Origin of the sequence: Mucilaginibacter sp. 3215 (genome assembly GCF_050433785.1) — a bacterium.
In the GTDB taxonomy this organism is placed as follows: Bacteria; Bacteroidota; Bacteroidia; order Sphingobacteriales; family Sphingobacteriaceae; genus Mucilaginibacter.
The window spans coordinates 499,565-517,963 of sequence record NZ_JBNPWO010000002.1; the positions used below are offsets into that span (position 1 = coordinate 499,565).

Sequence of the window (18,399 nt, forward strand, 5' to 3'; positions counted from 1 at the left end):
TGGGACTTCTGAGCTTTGATTAATAATTACGATTGAATGCTGATGTTAAACACATCTTTTAAAGCACGTTTGGCCGAATGGTAGCCGCACATCCCATGTACCCCCCCTCCCGGCGGTGTGGATGATGAACAGATATAAATCCCCTTTGCCGATGTGCGGTATGGTGAGCGGCGCAATACCGGCCGGGTAAACAACTGGCCAATGTCAATTACCCCACCGTTAATATCACCTCCGATATAATTGGGATTATAGTTTTCCAGTTGCCCTGTGTTAAAAGTATGCCTGCCTATGATGCGTTCGCGGAAACCAGGGGCAAAACGCTCCACTTGTTTTTCGATAAAATCGGTCATGTCTTTGTTTGATCCGTTGGGAACGTGGCAGTATGCCCAGGCGGTATGCTTGCCTTGGGGTGCACGGGTATTATCAAAAAGGCTTTGCTGGGCCAGCAGTACAAATGGTTTTTCGGGGTGCAAACCGTCCCAGATTTGCTGTTCACATGCAGCAATTTCCCTCAGCGTACCGCCAATATGTACCGTTCCTGCTTGCCGGGCCTCTCCTGCTTTAAACGGAATAACATCATCAAGCGCCCAGTCAACTTTAAAAATACCCATCCCGTAACGATAACGTTCCAGTTGCCATTTATACAATGATGAAAATTTATGCCCGGCAATTTGCAGCAGTTGTTTTGGCGTAACATCAAACAAAATTGTTTTTGCCGATGGCAGCTGATCAAAATTATTGATGTAGGTATTGGTTTCTATCCTGCCCCCTATAGATGTAAAGTATGACGCCAATGCCTCCGCTATTTTTACCGAGCCACCTTTAGGCACCGGCCAGCCCTTTAGATGCCCGTTAACCATCAACACTAAAGCAATTGCCGATGTGGTAAGATTTGTTAGCGGTAGAATGCCATGAGCAGCCATCCCGGCTAAAAGCCCTTTGGCTTCCTCAGTTTTGAAGCGCTTGGCCAAATAGTTTACTGAAGTTAAAGCAGCCAGCCCAAAAGCAGCCAGCTGGACCGGATGTTTTGGAAAAGTAAGCGGACCTAAAACATCAGGCGCCAAACCGGGCCACGAAGTTACCAGGCGCGCCATCAGTTTGATGTAGGTATCCCTGTCGGCACCCAACAGACTGCCAGTTTCAATAATGGATTTTTTAAGTACCGCGGCCGTTCCATTATCAAAGGGATGCGCTGCAGATATTGTAGGATAAATATATTCAAGGCCGTGCTCATGCAGTGGCAGTGTTTCAAAAAATGGCGAACCAACTGCCAGCGGATGAATAGCTGCACAAACATCATGCTTATAACCAGGCAGGGTTAGTTCTTCAGTACGTAAACCGCCGCCAATAGTACTTTTTCCTTCAAGCAGTAACACCGAAAGTCCGTTTTGTTGCAACAATATGGCTGCCGCAAGGCCATTTGGCCCCGAACCGACTATTACTGCGTCATAATCATGCTTTTCCGGTTTCACAGGTATCTGTATTTTGGATTTGCCCGCTACTAATTTGCCTTAGTAAAACGCGCACTGACGATTTAAGTTATCAGGCACAATATACACATCATTTCTTGTAGCCTTACCTTTACGTTCGATAAATTCGGACAATTTATCCTGCAAATGGCCTCCAATCATACCGGCGGTAAGGTGTATCTGCTAACCCCTGGGCTCCTTCTCTTAATTCCTGATCTACATATAAACTATTAATTATACTTTCCGTATACAGTCAATATTTACATGATTTTTTGAATATTCGCAACATGAACCAAAACCTGCAGTTTGAATTTCTTTTTATTCAAAGACGAAGAGTTTTATATATAACTACAAAAATTTCGTTTGCTTTTTTTAATGAACCGAACTACTATTTATGAGATGTCCTCTTTTACGATTAATTATTAGTTGTCTGATACTTTGCCTTTCTTTTTTGTCTTGTAATCGATCACAGCCTCGCAATGTCAATAAAAATGGAGTTTACATCAAAAACGAAAATGGCAAATATTCATTATATCGTAACGGTGAGCCATTTTTTGTAAAAGGGGCTTCCGGTTTTACAAATTTAAAACAGTTAAACGAGGCCGGAGGCAATACGATAAGGGTTTGGGATACCTTAAATTTAGGAAGTATTTTAGATTCGGCGCAGGCACATCATTTAGCTGTCATAGCAGGTTTGCCAATGCCTCAGAGCGAAAGTATAGATGACTTTTATAAAACCCCGAAGGCCAGTGCCCATGTGAGGACGATTGCCGGTATTGTGAATAGGTTTAAGCATCACCCCGCGCTTTTGAGCTGGTGCGTGGGCAATGAGCTTGCATTCCCTTACAAACCGAAATACAATCAGTTTTATACCATATTTAATGCCGTGGTCGACATGATCCACCAGGATGATCCGCAGCATCCGGTTACTACAACCATTATGTCCTTTCAAAAGAAAAACATTATTAATATTAAGCTACGGACGAATATTGACTTCATCTCGTTCAATATTTTTGGTTCGATCCAAACTTTAAATGAAGATCTTCAGAAATTCAATTGGTTTTGGGATGGCCCGTTTTTAATAACAGAATGGGGAATTGAAGGTCCCTGGATCGCGGACAATCAAAATGCATGGGGGGCTTATATTGAAAATACCAGCACAAAAAAGGCGGAGCAATATCTTTCTATCTATGAAAAGTACATGCCGGTTAATAACTCCCGGTTTCTGGGGTCGATGGTGTTTTATTGGGGTCAAAAACAGGAACTAACGCCAACCTGGTTCAGTATGTTTGATGAAAATGGCTCCGAAACCGAGGCCGTTCAGGTGATGCATTATATCTGGACGGGCCAAAAAGCGTCTAAGAAAGCCCCTGTGCTGAAATACATGTTGGTAGATGGAAAAGGTGCCAGGGACAATATCTTATTTAAGCCTGGCATAACAATAAACAGCAAAGTGTATCTTGAAGATCCTGATACCACTGGCTTAACATTTAAATGGGAAATATTTGCGGAGGATTGGTTCAAACCCAATGGCGTTTTTAACCAAAAGAAACCAAAGGAGATTAAAAATTTAATAATCGGGCAAAGCGGGCCGGACTTGAAGTTTAAAGTACCCGCCACAGAAGGCCCTTATCGCTTATTGGTTTATGTATATGATCAAAAGGGCTCTTTTGCTACCTCAAACACTCCCTTTTATGTATTAAAGAATCCATGAACAATACTATAAAACCACCTTCCAAACGGCAATTATTTTATTTAAGGCTGATGATTATCATCGGTTTGCTTTGTATGTTTTTTTTAATACATAGCCTGCTCAGAAAATCAGTTATTGGTTATCAGCCATTGTATTGGCTATTAATATCAACCTTTGTTTATACCTTTTTTAAGGTAATATATGAGTGGTATCATTATTGGTCAATAAGCGTTCCGCCTGCTTTACCCATAACGAAACAATATACGGTAGACATATTTACCACGTTTTGCGCAGGTGAACCATATGAAATGATTGTTGAAACACTTACTGCAATTCAGGCTATACGCTATCCTCATGAAACCTTTTTATGTGACGAGGCCGATGATCCTTATCTGAAATCAGTTTGTAAAGAACTGGGTGTTCATCACATAACAAGAACTAAAAAAATCAACGCCAAAGCCGGCAATATTAATAACGCATTAGCCCAGTCATCAGGCGAACTATGTGTAATTCTTGATCCTGACCATATACCCGTACCCGAATTTCTGGATCCGATAATAGCTCATTTTGATAATCCGGAAATTGGTTATGTGCAAATTGTGCAGGCTTATTACAATCATGACGTTGGATGGATAGCTAAGGGCGCGGCACAACAAACCTATCAGTTTTACGGCCCGATGATGATGTGCATGAACAGTTATGGGACTGTGCAGGCTATAGGCGCCAATTGTACTTTCAGACGCACGGCCCTGGAATCCATTGGCGGACATGCTGCCGGGCTGGCTGAAGATATGCATACGGCAATGCAGCTCCATGCACGCAATTGGAAATCTGTTTATGTACCCGCTGTATTGACCCGGGGCCTGGTTCCGGCTACTTTATCAGCTTACTATAAGCAACAATTGAAATGGTCGCGGGGTGTTTTTGAGCTTCTTGTGACTTCCTACGTTAAACTTTTTAGAAAATTCAACTGGCGGCAGAAACTTCATTACGGCCTTTTACCTCTATTTTACTTATCTGGTTTTGTATTTCTTATTAATTTTTCAATTCCGGTCATATCACTGTTCACAGATGCTTTTCCGTTAAGGATGGACTTTTCTGAGTTTTTAGTTATCAGTGTTCCTTTTATAACTTCAGTAGTTCTGATCAGGCATTTTGTTCAGCAATGGGTAATGGAGGATAATGAGCGGGGGTTTCACGTGGTGGGGGGATTACTGCTCATAGGTACATGGTGGGTTTTTATATTAGGTTTTGTCTATACTATTATCAGGAAAAATGTTCCCTACATAGCAACCCCAAAGGATGTCAAAGATGAAAAAAATTTAAAAAACAACTTACCCAATATTGTAGTGTTGGTTGTATCCATTGCAGCTATTATTTACGGCCTTTACAACGATTGGAACCCTTATACACTTTTCATGTCCGGCATCGTTGGTCTGAACTGTATGTTCATGATATTTATGCTTATCGCGAGTTCGGAACTCAAGTTTCAGGCCTACCTGGATAAACATGCAACATTATTTACAGTTGTTTCAAAAATACAGCATGTTAAAGTATTTTTTTGGCTGTTAAGAAGAAAGATATATTTCGGTGTAAGGAAGATTAGCCTGATACTTAGCATATTAATGGTGGGTATCTGCATATATGCTTCTCAGGAATCGGATGAAGACGCAAACTTTAATGTTGCGCGTGGTTTCGATGCAAAGAATGATAATAGCAAAAAGTCTTTTGCCGAGTTCATCTCCTCATCAGATACCACCGGGTTATCCCAATTGATCAGGCAATCGCGACTTTACAATAGCACTTCGAGAAAGTTTTCAGATACTTCGACAAATATTATTGAACAAGATCCAGTTACCGGTCAAAAACGTTTATCAGTAAACCCTCCATTTTTTTCTTCAGTAAAAGGCGTAATCTACTCTAAAGGAAACTACTGGTACAAGAACATAGCTCCTCTAACCAAAAAAATGATAGTTAATGATTTTGAAGACATTAGAAAAGCGGGGATAAATACCATAAAAATATATGGACCTAATATTTACGACCACTCAATTTTTGAAGCAGCAGCACAAAAGGGCTTAAAAATTAATTATAGTTTCTGGGTGCCTGCCCCATCAAGCTTCATTAATGATACCACCTACCTGCACGAGCAATTCAATATCATCCTTAACACCATAAATAAAAATAAATCAAACCCTAACATCAGTGCCTGGAACTTAGGCAATAGTACTTACCAACAGCTATCCCAATTTTATCATGGGCCACAGTTGTACCAGGCCCAACAGCATTATATCAATTTGTTAAAACGTTTGATAAATGAAATTAAACATGAAGACCCAACAAGGCCATTAACCATCGACCTTTTATCCTCTCCCACACTTAACCCTGCTATGCAAATATTAAAGGGGCAAATACCGGCAATTGATGCTTTCGGAGTAATTATTGATAATAAACTGTCATTGAAATATGTTAGCCGTGATTTTAAAACACCTTATTTTTTCAGTTGCACTGATCCCGGTGCACTCGAAGGTGTACAGCATTCCGGCGGAATTTTTTATGCTAACTGGCAGGATCAACAAAGTGGCACTGCTGTCACGTTTGACGGTTTAAAAGATGTATGGGGCAGAAATAAACGTTACCTTTATAAAATAAGCAGGAACTGGAATGGCAATACACCTGTCTATAATTTGCCCGATATTAAAATACTAAAACCTGCATTAACAACTACTCCCGGAGCATCCCTGCGCTATAACGCCCTGGTATTTTCCTACGGTCACTGGAACATCGCTGCCTATTTAAAAACCGGATTGAAATTTGAATGGTATCTTGTCAAAACAGATAATTTGGGCAATGCTACCGGCATGAGAAAGGTAGGAGGCAGTCCGGACGTATACCTCACAATCCCAAAAAATGATGACAGATACAGGCTGTACCTTGTGGCAACCGATGGCGATAATGTAGCTGTTGACTACGCAACATTAAATACCCCTCTTCAAAATTAATCGTCAATGAAAAAAAAGTCCGTAAAGATTTATTTAGCGATCAGTTTAGGTATAATCTTCGTTATATCCTTTTGGGGAATTAAACTTTTTCGCAGTGATTATTTTACAAATGACTACTACCGCAGCAACGAACAGGTGGTTGGCATATTTAACCGCAGGAATTTAAGTGATACCTTACCGGCAAAACCCATTATTTGTTACACGGCAGTGTTTAAAAATACAGCTATAAGGTCAAGCCGGGGCGAGGTGGAAACAGCTTTGGCTAACAATGATGTATTAATTACCGTGGAAACCTGGCTTAAAGGCGTAAATTATCAAAACAACGTTTTAACTGAAGTGCTTAATGGTGGTTTTGATAAGCAGATCAATGAACTGGCTGTTTTGGCGGCAAAAAGTCGCCATCAGGTTTTTATCCGCTGGAATCCTGACATGGAAGTACCGGCCAGTGTATTTCCGTGGCAATATAAATCGCCCAAAGACTATATTACTTCATTTAATTATTTTTCAAAAAAAATTAAAATGATTGCCCCAAAGGCACAAATCATCTGGGGGCCGTCTGGTTATCCCGGCGATACCGAATACTGGCCCGGAAATAAGGTCGTTGATTATGTAAGTATAACACTTGGAAGCCAATCAGAAAATAGCACTAACTTTTATCCAAAAGACAGTACGGTTTCTGATATGTTAAAACATAAGCTCCATCGCTTAAGGTTTATAGACAAACCGGTATTGATCATAGACAATAATACCGGAAAAACACCTTTTAAATACAGTTGGCTAAACGAACAAAAAGACCACTTTATAAAATACCGGAATACCGTATACAGTGCCGACAACTACGCGGATAGTGCCGCTAAAAAGCCGGTAAGGACATCGCTCAAGATGGGGGTATTTGACCCAAATAAAAAACTGCTCAATCAACCAAGAATTAGTGTAGAACATCTTTTTACAGATTGGGGCGAAGTTGAAAGAGGCGATTTTGAGAAAAAATTCTCGGAGGTCATTAGCCGTCACCATGATGTTATTGTAACCATGGAACCATGGCGTGACACCAGCGGAATACCGGATACTGCTGTTATGGAAAGTATTTTAAACGGCCGTTATAACAAGCAGATCAAAAAACTATTTAATATAATTTCTGCCACACAGAACATCGTTTATCTCAGATGGATGCATGAAATGGAGATCCCTATCCACCGGTACAAGTGGCAAAGCCAGGATCCGGTTAACTACATCAATGCCTTCAGATATTTTATGCAGTTTGACGGAGGGCCGGGCAAAAATGTCAGAAAGGTTTGGGGACCAGCCGGCGACCGGGGCTCGGCGGATTTTTGGCCCGGAAGCGATGTAGTAGATTATATCAGTATAGCCATTTACGGGCTGCCGGATAAAAACATTACCGACCAGGATAAGCAGGAAGCCTTCAGCACCATATTTAACCGAAAATATTTTCGGATGAGGTTTCTTGATAAGCCTTTATTCATAACCGAATTTGGTGTAAAGGGATCAGAAAGCTTCCAGGACAAATGGCTTGTCGATGCCGCTGAAACAATAAATGCAAACCCTCATATTTTTGGCGTTTGCTACTTTAATTTGTATGACAACCCCAAAGCCTGGGGTGATATTAAAGCCCCTAACTGGAGTATTACTCCGCAGTCGATGCTCAAATTTTGTAGTTTATTGAAACAGTAATCATATTAACGATTTGTAAAATAGATTACTTATATTTTCATATTAAATAAATTTATTAAATTATAAAACATAAAACATTGCCCATGGTTGTATCATAACACTATCTACTCTAAAATCAAATGTTATGTTTCACCATGTAAAAGAACTACAATTTAACGCGCGCGTGTCGCGCCCCGACCCACAGTTTGCCAATTTATTACTGGAGCAGTTTGGCGGAGAGAATGGCGAATTGGCCGCAGCCATGCAATACTTCACGCAGGCCTTTGGTGCCAAGGTACCATACCCCGACAAATATGATATGCTGATGGATATCGCCACCGAGGAATTCAGTCACCTTGAAATTGTTGGCGCCACTATTCAAATGCTCCTCAAGGGCGTTAATGGCGAGCTTAAGAATGCTGCCGACAGTTCCGAGATCATGCAGGTTTTGAATGGTAAAGCTGCCAAAGAAGATATTATTCACCAGGCAGTATTCGCCAATCCACAGTTTGGCGTTATTACGGGCGGCGGTGTTACGCCCCGCAACAGCCAGGGTATACCATGGTGTGCCAGTTATATCCATTCAAATGGCGACCTGACCGTCGATCTTCGCAGTAATCTTGCCTCAGAGTCACGCGCCAAACTGGTTTATGAACACCTGATGAAGTTTACCAATGATCCTTACATCCACGAAACACTGTCCTTCCTGATGACCCGTGAAGTGGCGCATTACAAGATGTTCGAAGCGGCTTTAAACGATATCCAGCCTAACTTTCCACCAGGTGTACTGGCAGCCGATCCTCGCTTTACACAGCAGTATTTCAATATGTCTAATGGTGCCGACGTTCACGGCCCCTGGAATGAAGGCGAAATGCCCGATTTGAAAAAAGAATTCATTTACATAGCTGACCCGGTCAAGCACGTAAGGGAAACACAGGGCCTCACCCAACTGGAAGATGATAAGGCGAGGGAACTTAAACAGGCCGAAAAGCTGAATAAGCAAATGAGCCAGGAAAAAAGCACCGAAGTGAAGGACTCTGAACCCGGAGGCGTGGCGCAATGGAGTACTTATCCTGATAATAATAACAGAGTCTGAAATACTAAAAAAAACAATGCTACCGGCCGTCATCCTGCTGATGACGGCTTTTACTAAACAGTTGCCCAGGCGTTTTTAATACCGCTGACTTCCCCCCCTTTTCGAGAGCTTTATATCGATCGATTTTAAAGAAAGTTTATTAGATCTGCACTCCCGTGCTTACAAAACATTTTCTAATTTTTTCAATATTATAAACATTTAAGAAAAAAAATCATTATTTAATTAAACAACTTCTAATAAGAGTCGGCATTCCGTTTTATTTAATCAACTCAACAACAATTTTTTTTTTAAGAATTTATGATAACCAAAGAAGAAACACCGCAAAAACAGGACAGGCAGCCAGGCATTGAAGCAAAGATGCATCCGGCTCCGGAATACATTAAAGACAACTATAAAGCTGCCGGCAAGTTGCAGGGAAAAATAGCCCTGATTACCGGAGGCGACAGTGGGATTGGCCGCGCGGTAAGTGTACATTTTGCGCAGGAAGGTGCCAATGTGGCCATTGTTTACCTGGATGAGGATGAAGATGCCAAAATAACAAAGGACCTGGTTGAATTAACAGGTCAGCAATGCCTGCTCATTAAAGGAGACGTAAAAGACCCCGCCTTTTGCAAACACGCGGTACAACAAACTATAAAAGAATTTGGCAAGCTGAATATCCTGGTGAATAATGCAGGTATGCAGTTTCCGCAAAAAGACGTTAGGGCGATTGACCCCGGGCAACTGGATGTTACCTTCCGCACCAATATATTTGCCTATTTTTATTTTGCAGAAGCTGCATTAGATCATATGCATGCAGGCGATTGCATTATCAATACAACCTCGGTAACGGCCTATCGCTCTTCGCCTTCGCTTATTGATTACTCATCAACCAAAGGCGCTATCACCACGTTTACGCGATCACTGGCTACCAACCTGACAGAAAAAGGGATCCGCGTTAACGCCGTAGCGCCCGGCCCCGTCTGGACACCGCTTATTGTATCCACCTTCGACGAAGAAAAGATCAAAAAGTTTGGCAGTGAAACGGCTATGAAACGTGCCGGACAGCCTTCTGAGCTTGGACCCGCCTATGTTTTCCTGGCTTCAGACGACTCTTCCTTTATTACAGGCCAGGTAATCCATGTTAACGGCGGCGAAGTAGTAAACGGATAAGGTGACATCTGATAAAAGTAAACCCAAGAGCGGCATCAGTTATCTTCCTCCGGGCAGACAGGCTTGTTTAGCAGTAAAAGACAATCACCTTTTTTAAACGTTATAATAGCATCACCATGAAAACAACAAATCTAATTATTGCGGTCGCTCTGTTGCTCTACGTCAGCACCGGCTGTAATCCTGCCGATCGAAATAGAAAAATAGGTGGCTCTACCGATAGCAGCAGTGTAAACAGGGGCGGCGGGCCATCCATCTCCGACACAAGCACCATAAACAGTGCAAGGAAACAACACCTACAGGATTCCTTAAGCGGAGATACCACATCGAAAGGCAACGTGCCGCCGAGCGGCCAGCTGCCTAAAAAATAAGCGCTGTCGGTAAAGCTCCCCCACGTTCAATACCAATTGCCTGTCAATTTTTATAACCTGTAAATTAAATATTTTTAATCTCCTTAATTTGTATTTAACTTATATTTATCCATAAGAAATTACTCATTACTTATATGCAGATAGCCGGCGAGGAAGATTTATATTCGATCATGCTCCACGCACCTGTGGGCATTTGTATACTTCATGCGGAAAGTATGACCATTGAAACAGCTAATATTCATTTGTTAAAGCTGATCAATAAACAGGCTGAAGACCTGGCAGGGAAATCTTACCGGGAAATCTTTACCCTTGCAAAACCCGGTGATGAGTCGGCACTGAAAATAGCAGTAGAAGGCAGGCAGCACCAGGATGATAAAGGAACGATGATACAAATGCTTAATGGGAAGAAAGAGATTGTACCCGTTACCTTTGTTTATAAGCCCGTAAAGAACAACAAGGGCGAGGTTACCCGCATAGCCATATGGATATTAGAAAACACCAAAGAGGCGCTTGACGAGGAACTGGCAGCCATCAACGAAGAACTGGCCGCTACCAATGAAGAGTATGCTGCGGCCAACGAAGAGCTGGCAGCTGCCAACGAAGAATTGGCCACAACCAACGAGGAGTTGCTGGAAGCCCAGGAAAACCTCCGGCGGAGTGAAAAACTTTTCCGCTCCATTGCACTGAACATTCCAGGTTCGCTGATCCTCGTCGTTGACCGGAACCACCGGTATATGGCCATTGAAGGCGACATTATGGAAAGGATGGGTTATGACCGGCGCGACTATGAAGGCAAGCATCCGTCAGAGATTTCGCCCGAACGCTACGAAGCTTCCAGGCATTTATATGAGAGGGTTTTGTCCGGCGAAAAGTTTTCTATAGAGCGAAAGGCAGAAACGGGAGAATTTTATCTTATCCATTTTGTGCCGCTTAAAAATGACGACAACATTGTAGAATCCGGGCTTATCATAACCCTGGATATTACCGAGATCAAGCAGGCCGAAGAAAAAAGCGCAAAGCTTGCCGCGATCGTCGAAACTTCGGATGACGCCATTGTAAGCAAAACGCTGGGAAGTGTGGTCACCAGTTGGAATGCCGCGGCCGAACGAATGTTTGGCTACACAGCGGAGGAAATGATAGGGCAAACAATTTACAAGATCATTCCCGAAGACCGGCAAAACGAGGAACCGCACATTCTTTCCAGGTTAAACACTGGCGAAAGAGTTGATCACTTTGAAACCAGGAGACTAACCAAAGATGGGCGGTTACTGGATGTTTCGCTAACCATCTCTCCCATTATGGATAAGCAAGGGAAAATAATCGGCCTATCCAAGATCGCACGCGATATCACAGATAAAAAGCAGGAGGAACAACGCAAAAATGACTTTATCGGTATGGTGAGCCATGAACTGAAAACGCCGCTGACCTCATTAGCTGCCATTATACAGGTTGCGCAAAAGAAATTAGCGCAGAGTGAAGATCAATTCCTTTCAGATGCGATGGAGAAGGCAAACCAGCAAGCCAGGCGGATGGCTACTATGATAAACAGTTTCCTTAATATTTCGCGTCTCGAAGCCGGTAAATTATTAATTGAGAAGCAGCCGTTCGATCTGGGGCAATTACTGCAGGAAATACTGGAGGAAACCCGGCTAACCGTAACGAGCCATATTTTCAGCCTTAAAGAATGTAGCAACCTCACGGTTAATGCCGATCGGGATAAGATCATTTCCGTTATTTCCAACCTCATCAGTAATGCCGTAAAATACTCGCCCAAAGGCCGCCAGATCGATATCAGTTGTAAACTCAATGGCAGTATGGTAATAGTGAGTGTAAAAGATGAAGGCATGGGCATAAAGCCCGATGATCTCGGCTATATTTTCGACCGGTATTACCGCGTTGAAACCAATCATACACGCCATATTTCCGGTTTCGGGATCGGCCTTTATCTCAGTGCCGAAATTATTAAACGGCATGGCGGCGAAATCTGGGCTGAAAGTGAATTGGATAAGGGATCAACTTTTTATTTTTCGCTTCCCCGGGCTGAATCACCCGATAACTTGTAAGTCTACGACCTGTCCAACTCCATCCCCATTCCACCAGTGTATTAACGCCAGAACCGGCACCTCATCAATTTCGGTAAGCGGGTCGATTCACAAAAGATTATTCAAATGCAGAAAAATAAGGCTTGCATAAATAAAGTTTATAATTTAACTTTGAATAACAAAGTACTTTTAAGTATCAATATAAGCCATGACAGAAACGAGACAATTTACAACAAGACCTTTTTTTACCGATGCTTTGGGAAAGCGTATGTTAACAGGCGCAGGTATCGGTTTATTGATGATCAGCTTTTTTTTGATCAGTGCCGGTAAGGGTAACCCTGCCTGGAATGAGTACTGGCGGGTGAAACCCCTGCTGTTAACTCCTTTTTTAGGTGCGTTGATTGGCGCCTGCTACGATTTAACAGAGCCGCTTCGCCGCCTTGACGGCTGGCTGGGGCGATTGTTCCTTGTGCTGAGTTTTGTGGGTTATTTCATCGGCCTTTGGATGGCCCTTGTATTGGGCCTTAACGGCACTATGTGGAACTGACCTGAAACATTGGCATTGGTAAAAGGTGGAAGCTGAATGCACAAAGCTTAAAAGCTAATTTATAGCTGCTATAGTGTTGCTGCATAAGCAAATGATTAATATTATTTAATCATTCACCTTTTGCTTTTGCTAATTTATCAAACTCCACCACACCTGCCCTGGTGGCCCATATCTTGTACATGGCTTCAAGCTCGGTCACTTTTTGAGGATATTGGGCACTCAGGTCATTTAATTCGGAGCGGTCGGTGCTGATATTATAGAGTTCCCATTTATTTTCGGGGCGTTGAGAAACCAGTTTCCAGTCGCCTTGCCTTACAGCACGATTGCCTTCATGTTCAAAAAACAGCCCGTTATGCCCTTGCCACTTCTGGCCTTTAAATACCGGCACCAGGCTTATACCTTCTGTTGGCGTAATGTTATTGCCATGATAAACTTTAGGATAAGTTGCGCCGGCCAGATCAAGGCAGGTAGCCATCAGATCAATAATGTGAGCAGGCCTATTGACTATTGACCCTGGCTTAATCACATCGGGGTAATAAGCTATAAAAGGGGTAGCTGTCCCCCCTTCATATTCCCAGTGTTTAAATAAGCGGAAAGGTGTGTCGCTTACATTGGCCCCCAATGACCCGTACGATGTAAAAGAAGTTGGGTCACTTGCAGGCTTACTGTTTGCAGCCAGTACCTCGGGGGTAAAACTCGGCCCCGAGATAGTTTCATTACTGGCGCCATTGTCTGACAAGAACATGATCACCGTATTTTTATCCTCACCCAGCTCCTTAAGCTTTTTCCTGATGCGGCCTATATTCTGATCCATCCGGTCAACCATCGCAGCATATACAGCCATTTTGGTATCAAACCGCTCTTTTTCTTCCGGGGTAAGGCTATCCCATTCCGGTACGCTCTTATCCCTCGGCGAAAGCTTTTCATCCTTAGCGATGATCCCCAACTGTTTTTGGCGCTCCAACCGTTCCTGCCTGAGCTTATCCCAGCCTTTCAGGTATTTACCTTTGTATTTAGCAATATCTTCGGGCAATGCCTGAATTGGCCAGTGCGGGCTGGTAAAAGCCATATACAGGAAAAATGGCTTGCGTGTGCCTTTATTACCTTCAATAAACTTAAGGGCATAATCAGCATAGGCATTAGTTGAATACCAGTTTGGCCCTGGTGTGTATTCCTTATCATCTAAAGCGATGGTAAGTTTTTGATTAGGGCGATAAGGCATTGTTGGATTAAAATAACTGCTTGCCCCATCTATTAAACCAAAGTAATGATCAAATCCGCGTTTAACCGGCCAGCGCGAGGGGTCAGTACCCACATGCCATTTGCCTGCCATCAGCGTATTATAGCCTCCTTCTTTAAGCGCCTCGGCTATGGTTACGCAGTTTTGGTTCAGGTAGCCTTGGTAAGCCGGTACATCGCGGTGGTTTACCATATCGCCTACCCCGGCCTGATGCTGATAAAGCCCAGTAAGTAACGACGCGCGGGTTGGGCAGCAACGCGATGCGTTGTAAAACTGGGTCATGCGCAAACCACCTTTCGCCATCGCATCAAGATTGGGCGTTTGGGTGTCGGAGCCGAAACAGCCTATATCCGAGTAGCCCATATCATCGGCCAAAATAATAATGATGTTTGGCCGCTTAGCCGGTTGCTTATGCTGGGCAAATATTGGACTGCTTGCTACTGCAAAAAGAAAGATGGTTTGAAGGAACTTTTTCATAGGAGACGATTATCGCAATCTATTTAAAATTAAGGGTAATATCATCCCTGTTACTATTGGATGTTTTTATCCAAAGCAAATGATTGATTTTATCATAATACCAGCCAGCTGTTTTGTTTAATGCTTCAACATGATCAGCCGCTTTCAATGTTTCATTATTTTCTATTATTGAAGATGGAGCATTATCATAAGCCCAATGTATTTTTGTCAAATAAGTATGCTGCGCCGGGGTAAAGTTACCTGTGGGCTTTTTAATTTGCAGTTGCCAGCCATCGGCAGTATTCGCCACAGCAATTTGGGTGATCGCCTTGTCGCCCTGTTGATATTTTAAACTGATGCCATCATCTTCATACAACTTAAACTCAGATGCCTGGCCCAAAAACACGTCCAACGTTATCAAATCTACCGGTTTTTCATCCATGTATTTCATGGCCGGTTGCATTGGGATAATGCCTCCTGCTTTTACAAAAATGGGTAGATGATCTGGAGGGGTCAGGATATGGATATATTGCTTTCCGGTATATTTTATGCCCGTCCAATAATCAAACCAAATCCCCTTTGGTAAGTAAACAGTACGTGTTTGAGCGCCCTTTACAGTTACCGGGCAAACCATCAAATTATCACCAAACAGGTATTGATCGGCTACATTATAGGTATTGGGATCGTCCTGGTATTCCAGCACCAAAGTACGCATGAGTGGCATACCGGTTTTATATTGTGTGTATGCGTTACTGTAGATATAGGGGATCAGCCTGTAACGCAGATCGTCGTACTTTTTAAAGTTAGCTAAAGCTTCAGCCCCATAGTTCCAGGGCTCTTTATAACCCGGATGGTCCATGCCAAATACCATAGCCACCGGACTGAACATACCGAACTGCACCCACCTCATATACAACTCCGGATCCGCCGCATGTTCAAAACCGCCCATGCAATGTGCCCAATATCCAACGCCCGAAATGCCAATATTTAATCCGGCTTTTATAACCGGCGCAAAGTATTGCCATTCGCTTGGCCAATCACCAGCAAAAATAAAGGGATAACGCTGGATACCAGAATAGCCTTCCCGGGTTTGATTTAACCCGCGAATGCCATTATATTCCTGAAATTTCAAATACGGCGCTTTAGCGTAAGCGATGGGGAACACATTATGTAATTGCGCCACTTCTCTACCAGTAGGGCCGACTTTTTCACTTTCATTGGCTAATGAACCAAAGGCACTCCCCTCATCTGTTTTCAGGAATTTAGCACCAATGGAGGCAATTTTCATAACGCCATTATCCCACCACCAGTTTGCAGCCTGCTGATCAAAAAAATTTACAAACTCGCCGGGCTTACCATTTTCCGGGTACGTAAAACATTTGGCCCGTGCCTGGTCAAGCAGATTCAGGTTGTTGGCATTATCAAACCTCGGGCGAATATGCAGCCCCACCATTTTAAAATTCATGGCATACAGGCTATCAAACATGGCTTTGGGATTTCTAAATGTTTCGCGCCACTCAAAGGTTGTAGCTCCCTTACCCCCCTTTTTACCAAACAGGCGCCAGGTTGAATCAAGGAAAAGGATATCAACCGGGATTCCCATTTCACGCATTTTGCGGGCCAGTTCTATTACATACTTATCCGAGGTAAGTTCTTCATGGCCCCAGGTGCCGCCGCTATAAGTGCCCATGTGCAAACCGAACGCAAACCTTGGCAACAAAGGCGATTTACCTGTAATGCTTAAATAACTGTTTAAAATTACCGGGAATGTTGGGCCGTAAATAAAGTAATAATCCAATTCGCCATCATTGGCCTTAAAGCTGTATTCATTATCAGTTTTACTGCCCATATCCCATTCGGTTGCCGATGAATTGTGCAGGTATATGCCATATCCCTTGGTGCTCATAAAAAATGGCACAGGGCAATAATTGGCCTCGTTGATGTTATAGGCACCAAGCAAGTTGTTTTTGCTTTTTCCCCGGCCCACGTTGAGCTTTACCAGTTTGTTGCGCTGGTCGGTAAAATCCATTCGCTCACCGAAGCCAAAGAAATGTTCGTCGGGGAACAAGTCTTTGGTACACATCACTGTATCGCCCATGTGATGTAAACCGCCATTCTGTTTACTATCAGGCACATACTCTGACGATAACAGCACGCCTTTACTATCAGTCACATTAATTATAAACGGTGATTTAAGCACCGTGATAATCAAGGCCGATGTTTGGATTATGTATGCCGATTTAGCATCAGTTATTTTATAATCAACAGCAGGCCAGTTATAATTCTCCTGCATCAAATGCTCATCGGGCGCAAATTTGCGGCTCCAGCTGGCCCTTACGCGGAACATGGATGCTGAACAAAATTCTATTTTAACATCGCCACTGGCATTACTGAAAAATAAGGTATTGCCATCCTTTTTATATCCGGATTTATTGCTGCCGATACCCGTTTGCGCAGAGGCGGCTATCGCAATGAAAACAAGGGCTAAAAACAGGGGGATCTTTTTCATTACTTGCTCAGTTTATAAACTTCGCTGCCTGCCAGCAGGAAACATCCCAAACCATAATCTTCAAAATCGGGTACATTGTTATAGCCAACAGGCTGGCCATCTTTTGGTTCTTTGCCTGTTCCCTGTACAAAGCCAAGCATACCATCAGGATGCAGGCACTCTTTTGCCATGGCATTCCATGCTTTGAAAACTATCGGTAAATAGGTTTTCTTTTTCAGGATACCCTGGTTAATCCCCCAGGCCATGCCGTAAGTAAATAAAGCTGTACCAGATAGTTCCTTGCCGCCAAAATTAGTCGAATCCTTCAGGCTCACGTTCCAGTAACCATCAGTACGTTGCAGCGGTGCCAAAGCCTCAATCATTTCTTTATATACCGATAGATACTCGTTGCGGTGAGGGGCGTTTTTAGGCATAACTTCTAACACGCGCAGCATAGCAGCTACTACCCAACCATTTCCGCGCGACCAGTAACAATCCGCTCCATTAGGTTCTTTGTATGGTGGTACAAAATCTTTATCACGCCACCAAAGATGATCTGCGGTATTATACAATCCTTTGCCACCGTGAACGGTTTTAGTATAATTGTATATGTCGAACATCTTTTCATAATACTTATTGTCGTTATATACTGCACCGAGCCTGGCACATACCGGCATAGCCATTTGCAGCGCATCTATCCAGTTCCAGTCATCCTTTTTTTCGCTGTTCACCATCATGTCGATGCTTTGCTTTATTTTTTCAATCCGTTCGGGCTTTTTATCTATCAGGTAAAGATCGATATAGGTTTGCCCGCAGCATTGATTATCGGCATTACGGGTATCAACAGCGCCGCGGGGGCTCCACTGATGTTTTTCGCCCCAATCAACCGCATAATCATAGTATTTTTTGTGAGGATCAATTTTGTACATCGCCATCAGTCCCTCGTAATAAACAGCCCTCGTCCACAAATTACTGGTACGGGTTACATTTTTCACTGTAACAGACGCTCCCGGATCGGGCCATTTCTGCATAAAATAATTATTAGCCAGCGTCATACCAGCCAATACCTCTGTTTTTGCAGGCTGTTGGGCATATGCACCACCTATCATGCCCAGAACAGCGCATGTGCTTAATACCGTTTTTATTGTAATCAATAATTTATTCATATCGTAGAT

General features: G+C 43.0%; 12 protein-coding genes. 8 read left to right on the forward strand and 4 right to left on the reverse strand.

All coding sequences use genetic code 11. From position 1 onward, the window contains the following. Positions 1-26: 26 nt before the first annotated feature. Positions 27-1,472 (reverse strand): phytoene desaturase family protein, encoded by a 1,446-nt coding sequence (locus tag ABIC84_RS05790; protein ID WP_429262950.1) that lies wholly within the window; start codon positions 1,470-1,472, stop codon positions 27-29. A gap of 448 nt (positions 1,473-1,920) precedes the next feature. Between ABIC84_RS05790 and ABIC84_RS05795 the strand changes: the two genes are divergently transcribed. The 8 genes from ABIC84_RS05795 (at position 1,921) to ABIC84_RS05830 (ending at position 13,040) form a co-directional block, all read left to right on the forward strand. After that, entirely contained in the window at positions 1,921-3,183 is a 1,263-nt protein-coding gene (locus tag ABIC84_RS05795; protein WP_429262951.1) for a glycoside hydrolase family 2 TIM barrel-domain containing protein, read from the forward strand. Between the two features lie 74 nt (positions 3,184-3,257). Next, positions 3,258-6,164 carry a glycosyltransferase family 2 protein gene (locus ABIC84_RS05800; protein ID WP_429262952.1) on the forward strand — a complete coding sequence of 969 codons (2,907 nt, stop codon included), beginning with the start codon at positions 3,258-3,260 and terminating at the stop codon, positions 6,162-6,164. Positions 6,165-6,170: 6 nt separating this feature from the next. Further along, positions 6,171-7,856 (forward strand): hypothetical protein, encoded by a 1,686-nt coding sequence (locus tag ABIC84_RS05805; protein ID WP_429262953.1) that lies wholly within the window; start codon positions 6,171-6,173, stop codon positions 7,854-7,856. 124 nt (positions 7,857-7,980) lie between these two features. Further along, positions 7,981-8,931 carry a manganese catalase family protein gene (locus tag ABIC84_RS05810; protein ID WP_429262954.1) on the forward strand — a complete coding sequence of 317 codons (951 nt, stop codon included), beginning with the start codon at positions 7,981-7,983 and terminating at the stop codon, positions 8,929-8,931. A gap of 297 nt (positions 8,932-9,228) precedes the next feature. Further along, the gene (locus ABIC84_RS05815) at positions 9,229-10,083 is read left to right on the forward strand and encodes an SDR family oxidoreductase (protein WP_188831808.1); all 855 of its coding nucleotides are present in this window, start codon (positions 9,229-9,231) and stop codon (positions 10,081-10,083) included. A gap of 116 nt (positions 10,084-10,199) precedes the next feature. After that, positions 10,200-10,451, forward strand: a complete 252-nt coding sequence (locus ABIC84_RS05820) for a hypothetical protein (protein ID WP_090525159.1) — start codon at positions 10,200-10,202, stop codon at positions 10,449-10,451. A 134-nt stretch (positions 10,452-10,585) separates the two neighbouring features. Continuing rightward, on the forward strand, positions 10,586-12,514 hold the full coding sequence (locus tag ABIC84_RS05825) for a PAS domain S-box protein (RefSeq protein ID WP_429262955.1): 1,929 nt from the start codon (positions 10,586-10,588) through the stop codon (positions 12,512-12,514). Positions 12,515-12,701: 187 nt separating this feature from the next. After that, entirely contained in the window at positions 12,702-13,040 is a 339-nt protein-coding gene (locus tag ABIC84_RS05830; protein WP_426588638.1) for a hypothetical protein, read from the forward strand. Positions 13,041-13,149: 109 nt separating this feature from the next. Here ABIC84_RS05830 and ABIC84_RS05835 read toward each other — a convergent pair whose 3' ends face one another. Genes ABIC84_RS05835 through ABIC84_RS05845 form a run of 3 tightly spaced genes read right to left on the reverse strand, consistent with a single transcriptional unit; the run spans position 13,150 to position 18,390 of the window. Then, positions 13,150-14,757 (reverse strand): arylsulfatase, encoded by a 1,608-nt coding sequence (locus ABIC84_RS05835; RefSeq protein ID WP_426588640.1) that lies wholly within the window; start codon positions 14,755-14,757, stop codon positions 13,150-13,152. Between the two features lie 19 nt (positions 14,758-14,776). Further along, entirely contained in the window at positions 14,777-17,245 is a 2,469-nt protein-coding gene (locus ABIC84_RS05840) for a glycoside hydrolase family 31 protein (protein ID WP_429262956.1), read from the reverse strand. Continuing rightward, positions 17,245-18,390 carry a glycoside hydrolase family 88/105 protein gene (locus ABIC84_RS05845; protein WP_429262957.1) on the reverse strand — a complete coding sequence of 382 codons (1,146 nt, stop codon included), beginning with the start codon at positions 18,388-18,390 and terminating at the stop codon, positions 17,245-17,247. Before ABIC84_RS05845 ends, ABIC84_RS05840 begins: the two co-directional genes overlap by 1 nt. Positions 18,391-18,399 lie beyond the last annotated feature (9 nt).

Coding starts and splice junctions, on each gene's coding strand:
- ABIC84_RS05830 (WP_426588638.1), top strand. CDS start 12,702: ATGACAGAAACGAGACAATTTACAACAAGACCTTTTTTTACCGATGCT.
- ABIC84_RS05815 (WP_188831808.1), top strand. CDS start 9,229: ATGATAACCAAAGAAGAAACACCGCAAAAACAGGACAGGCAGCCAGGC.
- ABIC84_RS05805 (WP_429262953.1), top strand. CDS start 6,171: ATGAAAAAAAAGTCCGTAAAGATTTATTTAGCGATCAGTTTAGGTATA.
- ABIC84_RS05835 (WP_426588640.1), bottom strand. CDS start 14,757: ATGAAAAAGTTCCTTCAAACCATCTTTCTTTTTGCAGTAGCAAGCAGT.
- ABIC84_RS05820 (WP_090525159.1), top strand. CDS start 10,200: ATGAAAACAACAAATCTAATTATTGCGGTCGCTCTGTTGCTCTACGTC.
- ABIC84_RS05845 (WP_429262957.1), bottom strand. CDS start 18,390: ATGAATAAATTATTGATTACAATAAAAACGGTATTAAGCACATGCGCT.
- ABIC84_RS05840 (WP_429262956.1), bottom strand. CDS start 17,245: ATGAAAAAGATCCCCCTGTTTTTAGCCCTTGTTTTCATTGCGATAGCC.
- ABIC84_RS05810 (WP_429262954.1), top strand. CDS start 7,981: ATGTTTCACCATGTAAAAGAACTACAATTTAACGCGCGCGTGTCGCGC.
- ABIC84_RS05800 (WP_429262952.1), top strand. CDS start 3,258: ATGTTTTTTTTAATACATAGCCTGCTCAGAAAATCAGTTATTGGTTAT.
- ABIC84_RS05825 (WP_429262955.1), top strand. CDS start 10,586: ATGCAGATAGCCGGCGAGGAAGATTTATATTCGATCATGCTCCACGCA.